The sequence below is a fragment of the Citrobacter telavivensis genome, assembly GCF_041807075.1.
GTDB lineage: Bacteria > Pseudomonadota > Gammaproteobacteria > Enterobacterales > Enterobacteriaceae > Citrobacter_A > Citrobacter_A telavivensis.
This window is the reverse complement of record NZ_JBGUBF010000002.1, coordinates 625,643-641,349: the sequence shown is the minus strand read 5'-3', so window position 1 is coordinate 641,349 and position 15,707 is coordinate 625,643. Positions and strand designations below refer to the sequence as shown.

The 15,707-nt window shown below is 55.5% G+C and carries 17 protein-coding genes; 2 read left to right on the top strand and 15 right to left on the bottom strand.

Annotation, left to right across the window (positions count from 1 at the left end; all coding sequences use genetic code 11):
* Positions 1-142: 142 nt before the first annotated feature.
* Positions 143-2,704 (top strand): DNA mismatch repair protein MutS, encoded by a 2,562-nt coding sequence (gene mutS, locus ACERJC_RS14075; RefSeq protein ID WP_373671916.1) that lies wholly within the window; start codon positions 143-145, stop codon positions 2,702-2,704.
* A gap of 98 nt (positions 2,705-2,802) precedes the next feature.
* On the opposite strand, the gene ACERJC_RS14070 is transcribed toward mutS, so the two are convergent.
* The 3 genes from ACERJC_RS14070 to ACERJC_RS14060 are packed head-to-tail and all read right to left on the bottom strand — an operon-like array spanning position 2,803 to position 5,070.
* Positions 2,803-3,039, bottom strand: coding sequence for a non-oxidative hydroxyarylic acid decarboxylases subunit D (locus tag ACERJC_RS14070; RefSeq protein ID WP_178827462.1), 237 nt, complete (start codon positions 3,037-3,039; stop codon positions 2,803-2,805).
* Between the two features lie 10 nt (positions 3,040-3,049).
* Entirely contained in the window at positions 3,050-4,477 is a 1,428-nt protein-coding gene (locus ACERJC_RS14065; protein WP_373671915.1) for a non-oxidative hydroxyarylic acid decarboxylases subunit C, read from the bottom strand.
* Positions 4,477-5,070, bottom strand: a complete 594-nt coding sequence (locus ACERJC_RS14060) for a non-oxidative hydroxyarylic acid decarboxylases subunit B (protein WP_178826319.1) — start codon at positions 5,068-5,070, stop codon at positions 4,477-4,479. Before ACERJC_RS14060 ends, ACERJC_RS14065 begins: the two co-directional genes overlap by 1 nt.
* Positions 5,071-5,241: 171 nt before the next feature.
* On the opposite strand from ACERJC_RS14060, the gene ACERJC_RS14055 reads away from it, so the two are divergent.
* Entirely contained in the window at positions 5,242-5,649 is a 408-nt protein-coding gene (locus tag ACERJC_RS14055) for a MarR family winged helix-turn-helix transcriptional regulator (protein ID WP_371895376.1), read from the top strand.
* A gap of 118 nt (positions 5,650-5,767) precedes the next feature.
* Here the strand turns inward: ACERJC_RS14055 and rpoS are convergent, their stop codons facing one another.
* From rpoS to cysD, 12 genes are all read right to left on the bottom strand, one after another.
* On the bottom strand, positions 5,768-6,760 hold the full coding sequence (rpoS, locus tag ACERJC_RS14050; protein ID WP_000081550.1) for an RNA polymerase sigma factor RpoS: 993 nt from the start codon (positions 6,758-6,760) through the stop codon (positions 5,768-5,770).
* A 62-nt stretch (positions 6,761-6,822) separates the two neighbouring features.
* Positions 6,823-7,899 (bottom strand): murein hydrolase activator NlpD, encoded by a 1,077-nt coding sequence (gene nlpD / locus ACERJC_RS14045; protein WP_306464037.1) that lies wholly within the window; start codon positions 7,897-7,899, stop codon positions 6,823-6,825.
* A 189-nt stretch (positions 7,900-8,088) separates the two neighbouring features.
* A complete protein-coding gene (gene pcm, locus ACERJC_RS14040) occupies positions 8,089-8,715 on the bottom strand; it encodes a protein-L-isoaspartate O-methyltransferase (protein ID WP_042322593.1) in 627 nt (208 codons plus the stop codon).
* Positions 8,709-9,470 carry a 5'/3'-nucleotidase SurE gene (gene surE / locus ACERJC_RS14035; RefSeq protein WP_373671914.1) on the bottom strand — a complete coding sequence of 254 codons (762 nt, stop codon included), beginning with the start codon at positions 9,468-9,470 and terminating at the stop codon, positions 8,709-8,711. The genes pcm and surE overlap by 7 nt, the downstream gene beginning before the upstream one ends.
* Positions 9,451-10,500, bottom strand: coding sequence for a tRNA pseudouridine(13) synthase TruD (gene truD / locus ACERJC_RS14030; protein ID WP_152402474.1), 1,050 nt, complete (start codon positions 10,498-10,500; stop codon positions 9,451-9,453). The genes surE and truD overlap by 20 nt, the downstream gene beginning before the upstream one ends.
* Entirely contained in the window at positions 10,497-10,976 is a 480-nt protein-coding gene (gene ispF / locus ACERJC_RS14025; RefSeq protein ID WP_152402472.1) for a 2-C-methyl-D-erythritol 2,4-cyclodiphosphate synthase, read from the bottom strand. Before ispF ends, truD begins: the two co-directional genes overlap by 4 nt.
* Positions 10,976-11,686, bottom strand: coding sequence for a 2-C-methyl-D-erythritol 4-phosphate cytidylyltransferase (gene ispD, locus ACERJC_RS14020; protein WP_152402470.1), 711 nt, complete (start codon positions 11,684-11,686; stop codon positions 10,976-10,978). The genes ispF and ispD overlap by 1 nt, the downstream gene beginning before the upstream one ends.
* An 18-nt stretch (positions 11,687-11,704) precedes the next feature.
* Positions 11,705-12,016 (bottom strand): cell division protein FtsB, encoded by a 312-nt coding sequence (gene ftsB / locus ACERJC_RS14015; protein ID WP_042288707.1) that lies wholly within the window; start codon positions 12,014-12,016, stop codon positions 11,705-11,707.
* Positions 12,017-12,199: 183 nt separating this feature from the next.
* Positions 12,200-12,523: a DUF3561 family protein gene (locus tag ACERJC_RS14010; RefSeq protein WP_178826651.1), complete on the bottom strand. Its 324-nt coding sequence runs from the start codon at positions 12,521-12,523 to the stop codon at positions 12,200-12,202.
* Between the two features lie 46 nt (positions 12,524-12,569).
* Positions 12,570-13,175: an adenylyl-sulfate kinase gene (gene cysC / locus ACERJC_RS14005; RefSeq protein ID WP_373671913.1), complete on the bottom strand. Its 606-nt coding sequence runs from the start codon at positions 13,173-13,175 to the stop codon at positions 12,570-12,572.
* Positions 13,175-14,602: a sulfate adenylyltransferase subunit CysN gene (cysN, locus tag ACERJC_RS14000; protein WP_373671912.1), complete on the bottom strand. Its 1,428-nt coding sequence runs from the start codon at positions 14,600-14,602 to the stop codon at positions 13,175-13,177. The genes cysC and cysN overlap by 1 nt, the downstream gene beginning before the upstream one ends.
* 9 nt (positions 14,603-14,611) lie before the next feature.
* Entirely contained in the window at positions 14,612-15,520 is a 909-nt protein-coding gene (gene cysD / locus ACERJC_RS13995) for a sulfate adenylyltransferase subunit CysD (protein WP_042322572.1), read from the bottom strand.
* Positions 15,521-15,707: the final 187 nt, after the last annotated feature.

Genomic DNA, 15,707 nt, shown 5'->3' with positions numbered 1-15,707 from the left:
GAAACGGAAGAAGGATCGAGAAGTCGGCGATCCTGGCTTTCCCTGAAATGCGTATCTCCGCTATCATGTGCCCCTAATGTGATAACAACGAAAACTAAAAGTATCGCAACCCATTTACATTCAGGGAACTGGACACAACTCCATGAGTACAATCGATAATCTCGACGCCCATACCCCAATGATGCAGCAGTATCTCAAGCTGAAAGCCCAGCACCCGGAGATCCTGCTTTTCTATCGCATGGGCGACTTTTACGAACTCTTTTACGACGATGCAAAACGGGCGTCGCAACTGCTCGACATTTCGCTGACCAAGCGCGGCGCATCCGCAGGCGAACCTATCCCGATGGCGGGCATTCCCCATCACGCGGTTGAAAACTACCTCGCCAAGCTGGTGAATCAGGGTGAATCCGTCGCCATTTGTGAGCAGATAGGCGATCCCGCCACCAGCAAAGGGCCTGTTGAGCGTAAAGTCGTTCGTATTGTCACTCCAGGTACCATCAGCGATGAAGCCCTGTTACAGGAGCGCCAGGACAACCTGCTGGCTGCCATCTGGCAGGACAGCAAAGGCTACGGTTATGCCACGCTGGATATCAGCTCCGGACGTTTTCGCGTGAGCGAACCGGCCGATCGGGAAACAATGGCAGCCGAACTGCAGCGTACCAATCCGGCGGAACTGCTGTACGCCGAAGACTTCGCTGAGATGGCGCTGATTGAAGGCCGTCGTGGATTACGACGTCGCCCGCTGTGGGAATTTGAAATTGATACTGCCCGTCAGCAGTTGAATTTGCAGTTTGGTACCCGCGATCTCATTGGCTTTGGCGTTGAAAACGCGCCGCGCGGGCTTTGCGCTGCCGGCTGCCTGTTGCAATACGTCAAGGACACGCAACGCACTTCCCTGCCGCATATTCGTTCTATCACCATGGAGCGCCAGCAGGACAGCATCATCATGGATGCCGCGACGCGCCGCAATCTGGAGATTACCCAGAACCTGGCAGGCGGCGTAGAGAACACGCTGGCCTCCGTGCTCGACTGTACCGTAACGCCGATGGGCAGCCGTATGCTCAAACGCTGGCTGCACATGCCGGTACGTGACACGAAAATCCTGACTGAACGCCAACAGACTATCGGCTCGCTACAGGATGCGACCAGCGAACTACAGCCGGTGTTGCGTCAGGTAGGCGATCTGGAACGTATTCTTGCGCGTCTGGCACTGCGCACCGCCCGTCCTCGCGATCTCGCCCGCATGCGCCACGCCTTCCAGCAGTTGCCGGAACTGCGTGCGCAACTGGAATCGGTGGACAGCGCCCCCGTACAGATGCTGCGCGAGAAAATGGGCGAATTCACCGAACTGCGGGAACTGCTGGAACGTGCGGTCGTTGACGCGCCACCGGTACTGGTCCGTGACGGCGGCGTTATCGCACCAGGCTACAACGAAGAACTCGATGAGTGGCGCGCGCTGGCAGACGGTGCGACCGACTATCTCGACAGGCTGGAAATTCGCGAACGTGAGCGTACCGGACTGGACACGCTGAAAGTCGGCTTTAACGCAGTACACGGTTATTACATCCAGATCAGCCGTGGGCAGAGCCACCTCGCGCCAATCAACTACGTTCGTCGCCAGACGCTGAAAAACGCCGAGCGCTACATCATCCCGGAACTCAAAGAGTACGAAGACAAAGTCCTGACCTCCAAGGGCAAAGCGCTGGCGCTGGAAAAACAGCTCTATGATGAACTGTTCGACCTGCTGCTGCCCCATCTGGCGGATCTGCAACAGAGCGCCAGTGCGCTGGCGGAACTCGACGTACTGGTGAACCTGGCCGAGCGCGCATATACGCTGAACTACACCTGTCCGACCTTTAGCGATAAACCGGGTATTCGGATTACCGAAGGTCGCCATCCGGTAGTGGAACAGGTGCTAAATGAGCCGTTTATTGCCAATCCGCTGGACCTCTCACCGCAGCGCAGAATGCTGATCATTACCGGGCCAAATATGGGCGGTAAAAGTACCTACATGCGCCAGACCGCGCTGATTGCAATGCTGGCCTATATCGGCAGCTACGTGCCGGCGCAGAAGGTAGAGATTGGTCCTATCGATCGCATCTTTACCCGCGTGGGCGCAGCGGACGATCTGGCCTCCGGGCGCTCCACCTTCATGGTAGAGATGACCGAAACGGCCAACATTCTGCACAACGCTACCGAGAACAGTCTGGTGTTGATGGATGAGATTGGCCGCGGGACGTCGACTTACGACGGCCTGTCGCTGGCGTGGGCGTGCGCGGAAAATCTGGCGAATAAGATCAAAGCGCTGACGCTGTTCGCGACGCACTATTTCGAGCTGACACAACTGCCGGAGAAAATGGAAGGCGTTGCCAACGTGCATCTGGATGCCCTGGAGCACGGCGATACCATCGCCTTTATGCACAGCGTTCAGGATGGTGCGGCCAGTAAGAGTTACGGCCTGGCGGTCGCGGCGCTGGCGGGCGTTCCGAAAGAGGTGATCAAACGAGCGCGGCAGAAACTACGCGAGCTGGAAAGCATTTCGCCAAACGCGGCGGCAACGCAGGTGGATGGCACGCAGATGTCGCTGCTGTCCGTCCCTGAAGAGACCTCTCCCGCTGTTGAAGCCCTGGAAAATCTCGATCCGGATTCCCTGTCGCCCCGTCAGGCGCTGGAGTGGATCTATCGTCTGAAAAGTCTGGTGTAAGAGAAATGCCCGATGACGCTTTGCGTATCGGGCCTGCACACTCACGGTACTGTACTTTCGTAGGCCGGATAAGGCGTCAGCCGCCATCCGGCACTCCGTTAACGTTTATCTTCCGCCAGCAGCGGAGGAATACTCGGCACCATCGGCGCGTCATCAATATCTTTTTGCGTCATGCGAAACGCCTGCGGATAATGTTCGCGGCTGGTGCGGCGCAGCGGTTCCGTATTACGCCAGGTATAAAGGCAGTGCTGGCACTGATACACCGTCCAGACATCTTTCACCGGCGATGTTGCCATCACTTCAATATGTTCATCAGCACAACGTGGGCAAATCATCTTCTTCTCCTTATTTGCGTGCGGCCAGCATCGAGGTCAGTTTTTCAGCCCAGGCTTTGGTTTCCGGTAAATCCACCACCGGCTGGCTATAGTGACCACGGTTGTCTGGTGCGACTGGCGTGGTGGCATCGATAATCAGTTTGTCGGTGATCCCCGCAGGGCTTGAACCAGGATCCAGTTCCAGTACCGACATATTCGGTAGCTGAACCAGGTCACCCGCCGGGTTCACTTTCGAAGAGAGCGCCCACATCACCTGCGGCAGGTTGAACGGGTCAACATCTTCATCAACCATGATGACCATCTTCACGTAACCCAGGCCATGCGGCGTGGTCATCGCACGCAGGCCCACTGCGCGGGCAAAGCCACCGTAGCGTTTTTTGGTGGAGATAATCGCCAGCAGGCCGTGGGTGTACATCGCGTTAACCGCCTGCACTTCCGGAAATTCCGCTTTCAGTTGCTGATACAGCGGCACGCAGGTGGCCGGCCCCATCAGATAGTCGATTTCCGTCCACGGCATACCCAGATAAAGCGATTCAAAAATCGGTTTGCTGCGATACGAAACCTTATCGATACGCACCACCGTCATATTGCGACCACCGGAATAGTGACCGGTGAACTCGCCAAACGGCCCTTCGATTTCGCGTTTGCGGCTTTCAATCACCCCTTCCAGGATCACCTCCGATCCCCACGGCACATCAAACCCGGTCAACGGTGCGGTGGCGATGGGATACGGGCTTTCACGCAGCGCACCCGCCATCTCATATTCGGACTGATCGTATTTCAGCGGCGTTGCGCCCATCAGCGTGATGATAGGATCGTTGCCCAGCGTGATGGCGATCGGCAGGTCCTCGCCGCGCTCTTCCGCCTTATGCAGATGCAGCGCGATATCGTGCATCGGTACCGGCTGCAGGCCCAGCTTACGCTTGCCCTTCACTTCCATCCGATAGATACCCACGTTCTGTTTACCGAAGTTGTCCGGGTCAAGCGGATCGCGGGAGACCACACAGGCTTTATCCAGGTAAAACCCACCATCCCCATCGTTCAGGCGAAACAGAGGCAGAAGGTCGAACAGATTAATCTCTTCGCCATTGACGCTGTTTTCCGCCCATGGCGGATTCGCGCGACGCTCCGGGGCTACCGGGAACTTATCCCAGCGACGGATAAACTCATCAATCTGCTTTTTCACCGGCGTATTCGGTGGCAAGCCCAACGAAATGGCATGATTTTGCCAGGATCCGATGGTGTTCATCGCCACGCGCGCATCGGTGAAGCCGCGAATATTGTCGAACCAGAGTGCCGGCGCACCGTCGCCAATACGGCCAGTGGCGTTGGCGGCTGCCGCCAGATCCGGTTCTGCATTCACCTCTTCACTGATTTTCAGCAGTTGCCCCTGGTCGTCGAGCGCCTGCAAAAAGCTGCGCAAATCATCAAATGCCATTATTCATTCTCCTGTGAAAAATTTTGTGCCTGTGACAACCCCTGCCAGCGACGTGCGTGCGGATGCTCCAGCGCAAACTGGTCCAGGATGCGGGCCACAATGTGTTGTGTAATATCATCAACGGTTTGTGGATGGTTGTAGAAAGCGGGCATCGGCGGCACCATTGCCACACCCATACGAGAAAGCGCGAGCATGTTTTCGAGATGAATCGTGCTGAGCGGCATTTCACGCGGCACCAGCACCAGTTTGCGCCCTTCTTTCAGCACTACGTCGGCGGCGCGTCCCACCAGGCCTTCGGCGTAGCCGGCGCGAATTCCGGCCAACGTTTTCATACTGCAGGGGATAACGATCATGCCGTCGGTGCGAAACGAACCTGACGAAATCGTCGCCGCCTGATCCGCCGGGCTGTGGCAATAATCCGCCAGTCCAGCGACATCGCGCGCGCAGTATGGCGTTTCCAGTTCAATGGTCGTTTTGGCCCACTTCGACATCACCAGATGCGTTTCCACATCCGGCATTTTTTGCAATGCCTGCAACAGCGCCACGCCCAGCGGCGCTCCCGTTGCCCCCGTCATCCCCACAATCAATCTCATCCATCACTCCATAAATTGTTCGTATACGAACGTTTTATCTAAATTACCCCTATAAAACCGCAGCGACAAGATCGCCCACTCTTTTTCGCACGTATAGCTTAAGCTTTCCTCGTTAAAAAACGCGACGTTACCCGTTATGATAGGAGACACGATTTTTAGCCTGGAGTTTTCATGGAGTTACGGAATAAAGCGTTTCACCTGTTACGCCAGCTTTTTCAGCAACATACGGCGCGTTGGCAGCACGAGTTGCCGGATCTCACTAAACCGCAATACGCAGTGATGCGTGCCATTGCGGAACGTCCCGGCATTGAACAGGTTAATCTGATGGAGGCCGCCGTCAGTACCAAAGCGACGCTGGCTGAAATGCTGAGCCGGATGGAAAAACGCGGGCTGGTGAGGCGTGAGAACGATCCGCTGGATAAACGTCGCCGCTTCGTTTATCTGACCACGGAGGGAGAAGCCCTGCTGAAAGTATGCATGCCGCTGGGAAACCAGGTGGATGAGGAATTTCTGGGACGGTTGAATGACGAGGAACGTGCGCAATTCGCCCTGTTAATCAAGAAAATGATGCCCGATTGACGAACCTGAGTATGCATGAAAATGCACCCGTCTGCTTTCACCTGCGAAACCACAGCAAAAAAGCCAGAAAGAAAAAGGCCAGCCTCAAAGAGGCTGGCCTTTCTTGTTAGAACAGTACTTACTCGCGGAACAGCGCTTCGATATTCAGCCCCTGAGTCTGCAGGATTTCACGCAGACGGCGCAGGCCTTCAACCTGAATCTGACGAACACGTTCACGAGTCAGACCGATTTCACGGCCTACATCTTCCAGTGTCGCCGCTTCATAACCCAGCAGACCGAAACGACGTGCCAGCACTTCACGCTGTTTGGCGTTCAGTTCGAACAGCCATTTGACGATGCTCTGTTTCATATCGTCATCTTGCGTGGTGTCTTCCGGACCGTTCTCTTTCTCATCGGCCAGGATATCCAGCAACGCTTTTTCGGAATCGCCACCCAACGGGGTGTCTACCGAGGTAATGCGCTCGTTAAGACGAAGCATACGGCTAACGTCATCAACCGGCTTATCCAGTTGCTCTGCAATTTCTTCCGCGCTGGGTTCGTGGTCCAGTTTATGGGACAACTCACGCGCGGTACGCAGATAGACGTTCAGCTCTTTAACGATGTGAATCGGCAGTCGAATAGTACGGGTTTGGTTCATGATAGCCCGTTCAATCGTCTGGCGAATCCACCAGGTTGCGTATGTTGAGAAGCGGAACCCGCGTTCCGGGTCAAACTTCTCGACGGCACGGATAAGCCCCAGATTGCCCTCTTCAATCAGATCCAGCAGCGCCAGACCACGATTGCCATAACGGCGGGCAATTTTCACCACCAGACGCAGGTTACTTTCAATCATCCGACGGCGAGAGGCGACATCTCCACGCAGTGCGCGACGCGCAAAATACACTTCTTCTTCGGCCGTTAACAGTGGCGAATAACCAATCTCACCAAGGTAAAGCTGAGTCGCGTCCAACACACGCTGTGTGGCCCCCTGCGATAACAGCTCTTCTTCAGCCAAATCGTTATCACTGGGTTCCTCTTCAACTAAGGCTTTTTCGTCAAAAACCTCAACTCCGTTCTCATCAAACTCCGCATCTTCATTTAAATCATGAACTTTCAGCGTATTCTGACTCATAAGGTGGCTCCTACCCGTGATCCCTTGACGGAACTAGCAAGTGTCAGCCTGGTTCCGCCGCTTTATCGCTGCGGTAAATAACGCAGCGGGTTTACGGATTTCCCCTTGTAACGAATTTCAAAATGCAAACGTGTAGAACTGGTTCCGGTGCTACCCATCGTCGCTATTTTTTGTCCTGCCTTCACTTCTTGTTGTTCCCGGACCAGCATTGTATCGTTATGAGCGTAGGCACTCAGGTAATCATCGTTGTGTTTGATGATAATAAGATTACCGTAACCGCGCAGAGCGTTACCGGCATAGACCACGCGCCCATCGGCGGTCGCGATAATAGCCTGTCCCTTACTGCCCGCAATGTCGATCCCTTTATTGCCTCCCTCGGAAGCCCCAAAGTTCTCGATCACTTTGCCGTCAGTCGGCCAGCGCCATGTGGAGATTGGCGAACTGGTAGACGAACTGCTTGCTGTCGATTCGGTTGCACTAACTGCTGGAGCCGTTACAGGCGCTGTGACGACTGTCCCAGCAGGCTTGTTGTTCGGCAACATTTTGTTAGCACTTTGTTCACCTGAATCCTCAGAATACGTAATTGTCGGTTTAGACGCAACAGCAACGGCGGAATTTTGTGCAGGCCTGGTCACAACTCCTTGCTCTGCTGCATCGGCCCGGGTGATCGCATTACCACCGGTAATTGGCGCACCTGATGCGTTACCTACCTGTAGCGTTTGTCCGACGTTCAGGCCATACGGTGCCTGGACATTGTTGCGCTGCGCCAGGTCACGGAAATCGTTCCCGGTTATCCAGGCGATGTAAAAAAGCGTGTCGCCTTTTTTAACGGTGTAGGTGCTGCCGCCGCTGTAGCTACCTTTCGGAATGTTCCCATACTGGCGGTTGTAGACAATTCGTCCGTTTTCCATCTGCACGGGTTGCTCGGCTACCGGCTGAACGTGCGTCGGTTGCGTCGTCGGGCGCTGCACCGGTTGAATTTGTGGTGTCTGCGAGGCGGATGACGACGTCCCCATCTTCGGTGGCGGCGTGATCAGCATACCGGAACTGGTATTCGCCGGGGCATTACCATTGACTGAGCTTACCGGCGCAGGCGGATTCGATGAATTTGAACAACCCGCCAGCCATAGCGAAACCAGTGACAGTGCCGCAATGCGGCTAACGGTGAATTTTGGGCTTCCCGCGCTCATTTATCCCCCAGGAAAAATTGGTTAACAACCAGTGACGTATAATCGTGCAGACAGCAAATGGGCACTGGAAAATGTGACCACGATACGCTGACCCGTTCCAAAAACTCCAGGAAAACTCCAGGTATTCGGAACCGCGTCTTACGCGAGTTCCCCTTTTACTAAGGGAACAAAACGTACCGCCTCCACGGTGTCGATAATAAATTCGCCGCCCCGACGACGCACCCGTTTCAGAAACTGATGCTCATCCCCCACGGGCAAGACGAGAATGCCGCCTTCATCCAGTTGCGTCATCAACGCGGTCGGAATTTCCGGCGGAGCTGCCGTCACAATAATAGCGTCAAATGGCGCGCGTGCCTGCCAGCCTTGCCATCCATCACCGTGACGAGTTGAAACATTGTGTAAATCGAGCTGCTTCAGACGGCGACGCGCCTGCCATTGCAGACCTTTAATGCGTTCGACGGAACAAACCTGCTGTACCAGATGCGCCAGTATCGCCGTCTGATACCCGGAACCGGTGCCAATTTCCAGCACCCGCGACTGCGGGGTCAGTTCGAGCAGTTCGGTCATTCGCGCCACCATGTACGGTTGCGAAATCGTCTGTCCCTGACCTATCGGCAACGCGATATTGTCCCAGGCCTTATGTTCAAACGCTTCATCAATAAATTTCTCACGCGGCACCGCGGCCAGGGCATTAAGCACCTGCTCATCGCGAATCCCCTGCGCGCGCAATTGTTCAAGAAGCGTCTGTACGCGTCTGCTTACCATTGCGTGCCAACTCCCACGCTATCTAACCAGTCGGAAACCACATCATGCGCGCTGTGCGCGGTTAAATCCACATGCAACGGCGTAATGGACACGTAACCTTCATCTACGGCCGCAAAATCGGTATCAGGCCCGGCGTCGCATTTATCGCCCGGTGGGCCAATCCAGTACAACGTGTTACCGCGCGGATCTTCCTGCGGGATCACTTTGTCTGCCGGATGACGGCTACCGCAGCGCGTCACGCGGATGCCTTTGATCTGCTCCAGCGGTAAGTCGGGCACGTTGATGTTGAGGATCCGCCCGGTACGCAGCGGTTCCCGACGCAGTGCGCGTAAGATCCGACAGGTGATGGCCGCAGCAGTCTCGTAATGCTGATGTCCGTCTAACGATACGGCAAGCGCAGGAAAACCAAGATGACGCCCTTCCATCGCCGCCGCGACGGTGCCGGAATAAATAACGTCATCCCCCAGGTTAGGGCCGGCGTTAATTCCTGACACCACAATATCTGGACGCGGACGCATGAGCGCATTGACGCCCAGATAAACACAGTCGGTGGGTGTCCCCATCTGCACGGCGATGTCGCCGTTATCAAAGGTAAACGTCCGGAGAGAAGATTCAAGCGTCAGCGAGTTTGACGCGCCACTGCGGTTCCGATCCGGGGCGACGACCTGTACGTCAGCAAACTCCCGCAGGGCTTTTGCCAGCGTTTGTATACCGGGCGCGTGGACCCCATCATCGTTACTCAGCAATATGCGCATAATCACCCATTGTGTTGATCAGTTCCCTCACAACGCTGGTGGCGAAGCTCCCCGCGGGCAGCCAAAAACGTAACTCAACAGTGACATCATCCCACCAGTTCCAGCTTAATTGCTGCGGATAGAGCAGCATCGCTCTTCGCGAAGCCTCGACTTTTTCGCGCAACAGCAGTGACTGCAACTCGCACTCTTCGGCAATCGCGGACTGTTCGAACGCCAGCGCATCCCGCTGGGTTCCCCACTCGCCGCTGCCGGGAAGCGAAGCCGTCACCATCAATTCTTTTTCATCGACACGACGCTGTAATTCCGCCAATTCTTCTTGCGTGGCGACAAACCAGCTTCCGCGTCCCGCTAATTGTAGCGCATCGCCGTCAACAACTTGATTAAAGTCTGTTTTTTTCAGACGCTCGCTGACAATTTGATTAAACAACGCACTGCGGGCCGCCGACAACCAAAAACTGCGTTTATTGCGATCCCGCACAGGCGCATCGCTTTGCGCCCAGCGCAGCGCGCCTTGCAGATTGCTGCCGCCAATGCCAAAACGCTGAGCGCCAAAATAGTTTGGTACACCGCCGGTGTTTATCGCCTGTAGACGAGATTCTACCTCGTCACGATGGCTGACTTCGCGCAGCACCAGCGTGAACGCATTGCCTTTCAGCGCGCCTAAACGTAGCTTGCGTTTGTGACGCGCGTATTCCAGCACCTTGCAGCCTTCAAGCTGGAAAGCGCTCAGGTCGGGCATTTCTTTGCCCGGTACGCGCGCGCATAGCCACTGTTCAGTGACCGCATGCTTATCCTTTTGCCCGGCGAAGCTCACTTCGCGGACATGAATTTTCAGAAACTTCGCCAGCGCGTCGGCGACAAAACGGGTATTACAGCCGCTTTTAAGAATACGCACCAGAATGTGCTCACCTTCGCCATCCGGTTCGAAACCTAAATCTTCGACCACCACAAAATCTTCCGGACTGGCTTTCAGCAACCCAGTGCTTTGCGGTTTTCCGTGGAGATACGTGAGATTATCAAACTCTGTCATTTCGCGGCCTTAATGAGTAACGCCACCGCTTCGCAGGCAATCCCTTCCCCACGCCCGGTAAAACCGAGTTTTTCAGTGGTGGTTGCTTTCACGTTCACATCATCCATGTGACAACCGAGATCTTCAGCAATAAACACGCGCATTTGCGGAATGTGCGGCAGCATCTTCGGTGCCTGAGCAATAATAGTCACATCAACGTTGCCCAGGGCGTAGCCTTTGGCCTGGATCCGACGCCAGGCTTCACGCAGCAACTCGCGACTGTCCGCGCCTTTAAACGCCGGATCGGTATCCGGAAACAGCTTGCCAATGTCACCCAGCGCCGCCGCGCCAAGCAGCGCGTCGGTGAGCGCATGCAGCGCAACATCGCCATCAGAATGCGCCAGCAGCCCCTTTTCATACGGGATGCGCACGCCACCAATGATAATTGGGCCTTCACCGCCAAAGGCGTGTACGTCAAAACCGTGTCCAATTCGCATTATGCATCCTCCAGATGGATTGTTCGGGTCAGATAAAATTCAGCCAGCGCTAAATCTTCCGGACGCGTCACTTTGATGTTATCAGCTCGTCCTTCAACAAGCTGTGGATGGAAGCCGCAATATTCCAGCGCCGACGCTTCATCGGTGATGGTCGCACCTTCATTCAGCGCACGCGTCAGGCAGTCATGCAGCAGTTCACGAGGGAAAAATTGCGGCGTCAGCGCATGCCATAAATCGTTGCGTTCAACGGTATGGGCGATAGCCGTTTTGCCCGGCTCCGCGCGTTTCATGGTGTCGCGCACCGGTACGGCGAGGATCCCGCCGGTGCGGCTGGTTTCGCTAATCGCCAGCAGGCGCGCTAAATCATCCTGATGCAGACAGGGACGCGCCGCATCATGCACCAGCACCCATTCAGCGTTTCCGGCGGCCTGTAATCCAGCCAGCACGGAGTCTGCCCGTTCATTTCCCCCGTCCACGACGGTAATGTGCGGATGCTGCGCCAGAGGAAGTTGAGCAAAGCGGCTGTCGCCAGGGCTGATAGCGATGATCACGCGGGTCACCCGGGGATGCGCCAGCAGCGCAGAGACCGAGTGTTCGAGAATGGTTTTATTACCGACTGAGAGATATTGCTTCGGACATTCCGTTTGCATACGGCGGCCAAATCCGGCCGCCGGCACCACGGCGCAAACATCCAAAAAAGTGGCTGCCATGTGATTTCCTGGGCTGGTTTAACGAGTATTTTGCCCCGCAGTTTGCGCGCGTTTAGACGCGTCGGGCACCAGACGATAAAACGTTTCGCCCGGCTTAGTCATGCTGAGTTCGTTGCGTGCACGCTCCTCGATAGCCTCCTGACCGCCATTGAGATCGTCAATTTCGGCAAAGAGCTGATCGTTACGTGCTTTAAGTTTGGCGTTTGTCGCCTGCTGCGCCGCCACGTCATCATTGACGCGACTGTAATCATGTATGCCGTTCTTACCGAACCACAGCGAATACTGTAGCCAGACCAGTAAAGCCAGCAACAGCAGCGTTAGTTTACCCATCCTGCCCCCTGAAAAACGGCATCATCCTCCCATACTTCCGCAAACGACACGACGTTTGCGGGCGGGAAAGCCGCAACAACGCGGGCAAATGTACCACAATTGCCCTTTATAACGTATACCCAGAACCCTGAGAACATCATCTCATTGTTAGTTACGGTTTGAATTATGGACAGTGGTCGCGCTTTAGCCCAGCAGCCACATAAACAGCGCGCCGAACATCGCGCAAACGGTCAGCAGGGTTATGACAATGCTGTAGCGCAATTTGCCGTTGAGCAGGGAATGCAGCGCGATACCCACGACGACCGCAACGGGCATCAGCGCCAGGAAGAAAGGCCAGGTGTAGATGAAGAAAAACAATGTGTTAGGGCCATACACCAGAAAGGGGATCCCCAACGCCAGCAGCCATGACACGAAACCCACCACGGCGCCCGGCAGCGACCAGGTGGTTTCGTCATCAGTAGCAAACGCGTCTGTCGTTGTGAGTGTGATGTTCTGGCTATCGCGCATATTAAATCCTGTAACCTTGACTGACTGTACACACAAGTCAGGTGTCTCAGGATCTGATAATATCGCTCTGTCTGAGCAGGTCTAATAATTGGGCGACCAAATTTGTTACTAATTGTTCGCCATTAAGATGAACCTCAGGCGATTCAGGCGCTTCGTATACGGAATCAATTCCGGTGAAATTGCGCAACTCGCCAGCGCGCGCTTTTTTATATAACCCTTTCGGATCGCGGGCTTCGCAGATTTCCAGCGGCGTATCCACGAACACTTCAATGAAGCGTCCCTCACCGACGCGCTCACGTACCATCTGCCGCTCCGCGCGGTACGGAGAAATGAACGCCGTCAGCACCACCAGACCGGCATCCGCCATCAGGTTTGCCACTTCGCCCACGCGACGGATGTTCTCTTTACGATCGGCATCGCTGAACCCCAGATCGCTGCACAGGCCGTGGCGAACGTTATCGCCATCCAGCAGATAGGTACTGACGCCCAGTTGATGCAGCGCCTCTTCCAGCGCCCCGGCGATCGACGATTTACCGGACCCCGACAGCCCGGTAAACCACAGCACAACACCACGATGACCGTGGTGTTGCTCGCGCTGTTGCGGCGTGACGGGATGGGCATGCCAGACGATGTTTTCGTCATGCTGCGCCATTATTTCCCTCCCAGCAGATCGCGAGCGCCCCAGTGCGGGAAGTGACGACGCACCAGCGCATTCAGCTCCAGCTCAAAGGCGCTGAATTCTGACGGCGCAGCGGTCTCCTGCACAATCGGTTCGCGGACCATACCGGCACCCACGGTGACGTTACTCAGACGATCAATAAAAATCAGCCCGCCGGTCACCGGGTTCTGCTGATAAGAATCCAGTACCAGCGGCTCATCAAAGGTCAGATTCACCAGACCAATGCCGTTCAGCGGCAGATTGTCCACCTCACGCTGCGTCAGATTGTTGATATCCACCTGATACTGCACGTTATCAACGCGCGCACGGGTCTTTTTGCCCGCGATTTTGATTTCGTAACTTTGTCCCGGCGCCAGCGGCTGTTCCGCCATCCAGACCACATCGACAGCAGCGTGCTGTACCGCCGGCAGGCTTTCATCCGCCGCCAGCAGCAGATCGCCACGGCTGATATCAATCTCGTCTTTCAGAACAAGGGTAATGGCTTCACCGGCAAAGGCTTCATCCAGATCGCCATCAAAGGTGACGATCCGCGCCACGCTGGATTCCACGCCGGATGGCAGCACCTTCACGCGCTGTCCCACCTTAACGCGACCAGAGGCCAATGTGCCGGAATAGCCCCGAAAATCGAGGTTCGGACGGTTTACGTACTGCACAGGGAAGCGCATTGGCTGGCTGTCGACCACACGCTGGATCTCAACCGTCTCCAGCACTTCCAGTAAGGTCGGGCCGCTGTACCACGGCATGCTGGTGCTCTGGGAGGCCACGTTGTCACCTTCCAGCGCAGAAAGTGGCACAAAGCGGATATCCAGATTGCCCGGCAACTGTTCAGCAAAGGTCAGATAATCTTCGCGAATGCGTGCAAAAGTCTCTTCGCTGTAGTCGACCAGATCCATTTTGTTGATCGCCACCACCAGGTGTTTGATCCCCAGCAGCGTTGAGATGAAGCTGTGACGACGAGTCTGATCCAGCACGCCTTTACGGGCGTCGATCAGCAGGATCGCCAGATCGCAGGTTGATGCGCCGGTCGCCATATTGCGGGTGTATTGCTCATGCCCGGGGGTATCGGCAATGATAAATTTACGCTTCTCGGTAGAGAAATAGCGATACGCCACGTCAATGGTAATCCCCTGCTCGCGCTCGGCCTGCAGGCCATCCACCAGCAGCGCCAGATCCAGCTTCTCTCCCTGCGTGCCGTGGCGTTTACTGTCGTTGTGCAGCGATGACAACTGATCTTCATAAATCTGACGCGTATCGTGCAGCAGGCGACCGATCAGCGTACTTTTGCCGTCATCCACGCTGCCGCAGGTTAAAAAGCGCAGCAGACTTTTATGTTGTTGGGCGACCATCCAGGCTTCGACGCCGCCTTCATTGGCGATTTGTTGTGCAAGTGTGGTGTTCATGGCGGCTCCTTAGAAATACCCCTGACGTTTCTTCAGCTCCATAGAGCCCGCCTGGTCGCGGTCAATCACGCGGCCCTGACGTTCACTGGTGGTCGAGACCAGCATCTCTTCAATAATTTCCGGCAGCGTTTGCGCGTTTGACTCCACGGCGCCGGTCAGCGGCCAGCAGCCGAGGGTACGGAAACGAACCATCCGTTTTTTGATCATCTCGCCGGGCTGCAGGTCGATGCGATCGTCATCGATCATCATTAACATGCCATCGCGCTCCAGTACCGGGCGCTCTGCCGCCAGATACAGCGGGACGATCTCAATGTTTTCCAGCCAGATGTACTGCCAGATATCCTGTTCGGTCCAGTTGGAGAGCGGGAAAACGCGGATGCTTTCGCCTTTGTTAATCTGCCCGTTGTAGTTGTGCCACAGTTCAGGACGCTGGTTTTTAGGGTCCCAGCGGTGAAAGCGGTCGCGGAAGGAGTAGATGCGCTCTTTCGCCCGCGACTTTTCTTCATCGCGACGCGCGCCGCCAAATGCGGCGTCAAAACCGTATTTGTTCAGCGCCTGCTTCAGTCCTTCTGTTTTCATGATGTCGGTGTGCTTGGCGCTGCCGTGGACAAACGGGTTGATGCCCATCGCCACCCCTTCCGGGTTTTTATGCACCAGCAGCTCGCAGCCGTACGCTTTGGCAGTACGATCGCGGAATTCATACATCTCGCGGAACTTCCAGCCGGTATCGACATGCAGCAACGGGAACGGCAACGACCCCGGATAGAATGCCTTACGGGCAAGATGCAGCATGACGCTGGAATCCTTGCCGATGGAGTACAGCATTACCGGGTTAGAGAATTCAGCCGCCACCTCGCGAATGATGTGGATGCTTTCGGCCTCCAGCTGTCGCAGGTGGGTGAGTCGTTTTTGGTCCATAACCGTTCCTTTACAATACCGCGAATGTCGAGCACGTCAGATAACCCGACTATAGGGAGCGCAGGAGAACGAATGAAATTACGAATTGGAATGAGTAGTTCCTCAAAGGAATAACGATCTGGCAAAGCAAATATCAAAAAGTGCTTAACCCGCCGGAATTCGGGCATTTAAGAGCAAATGAAATTGT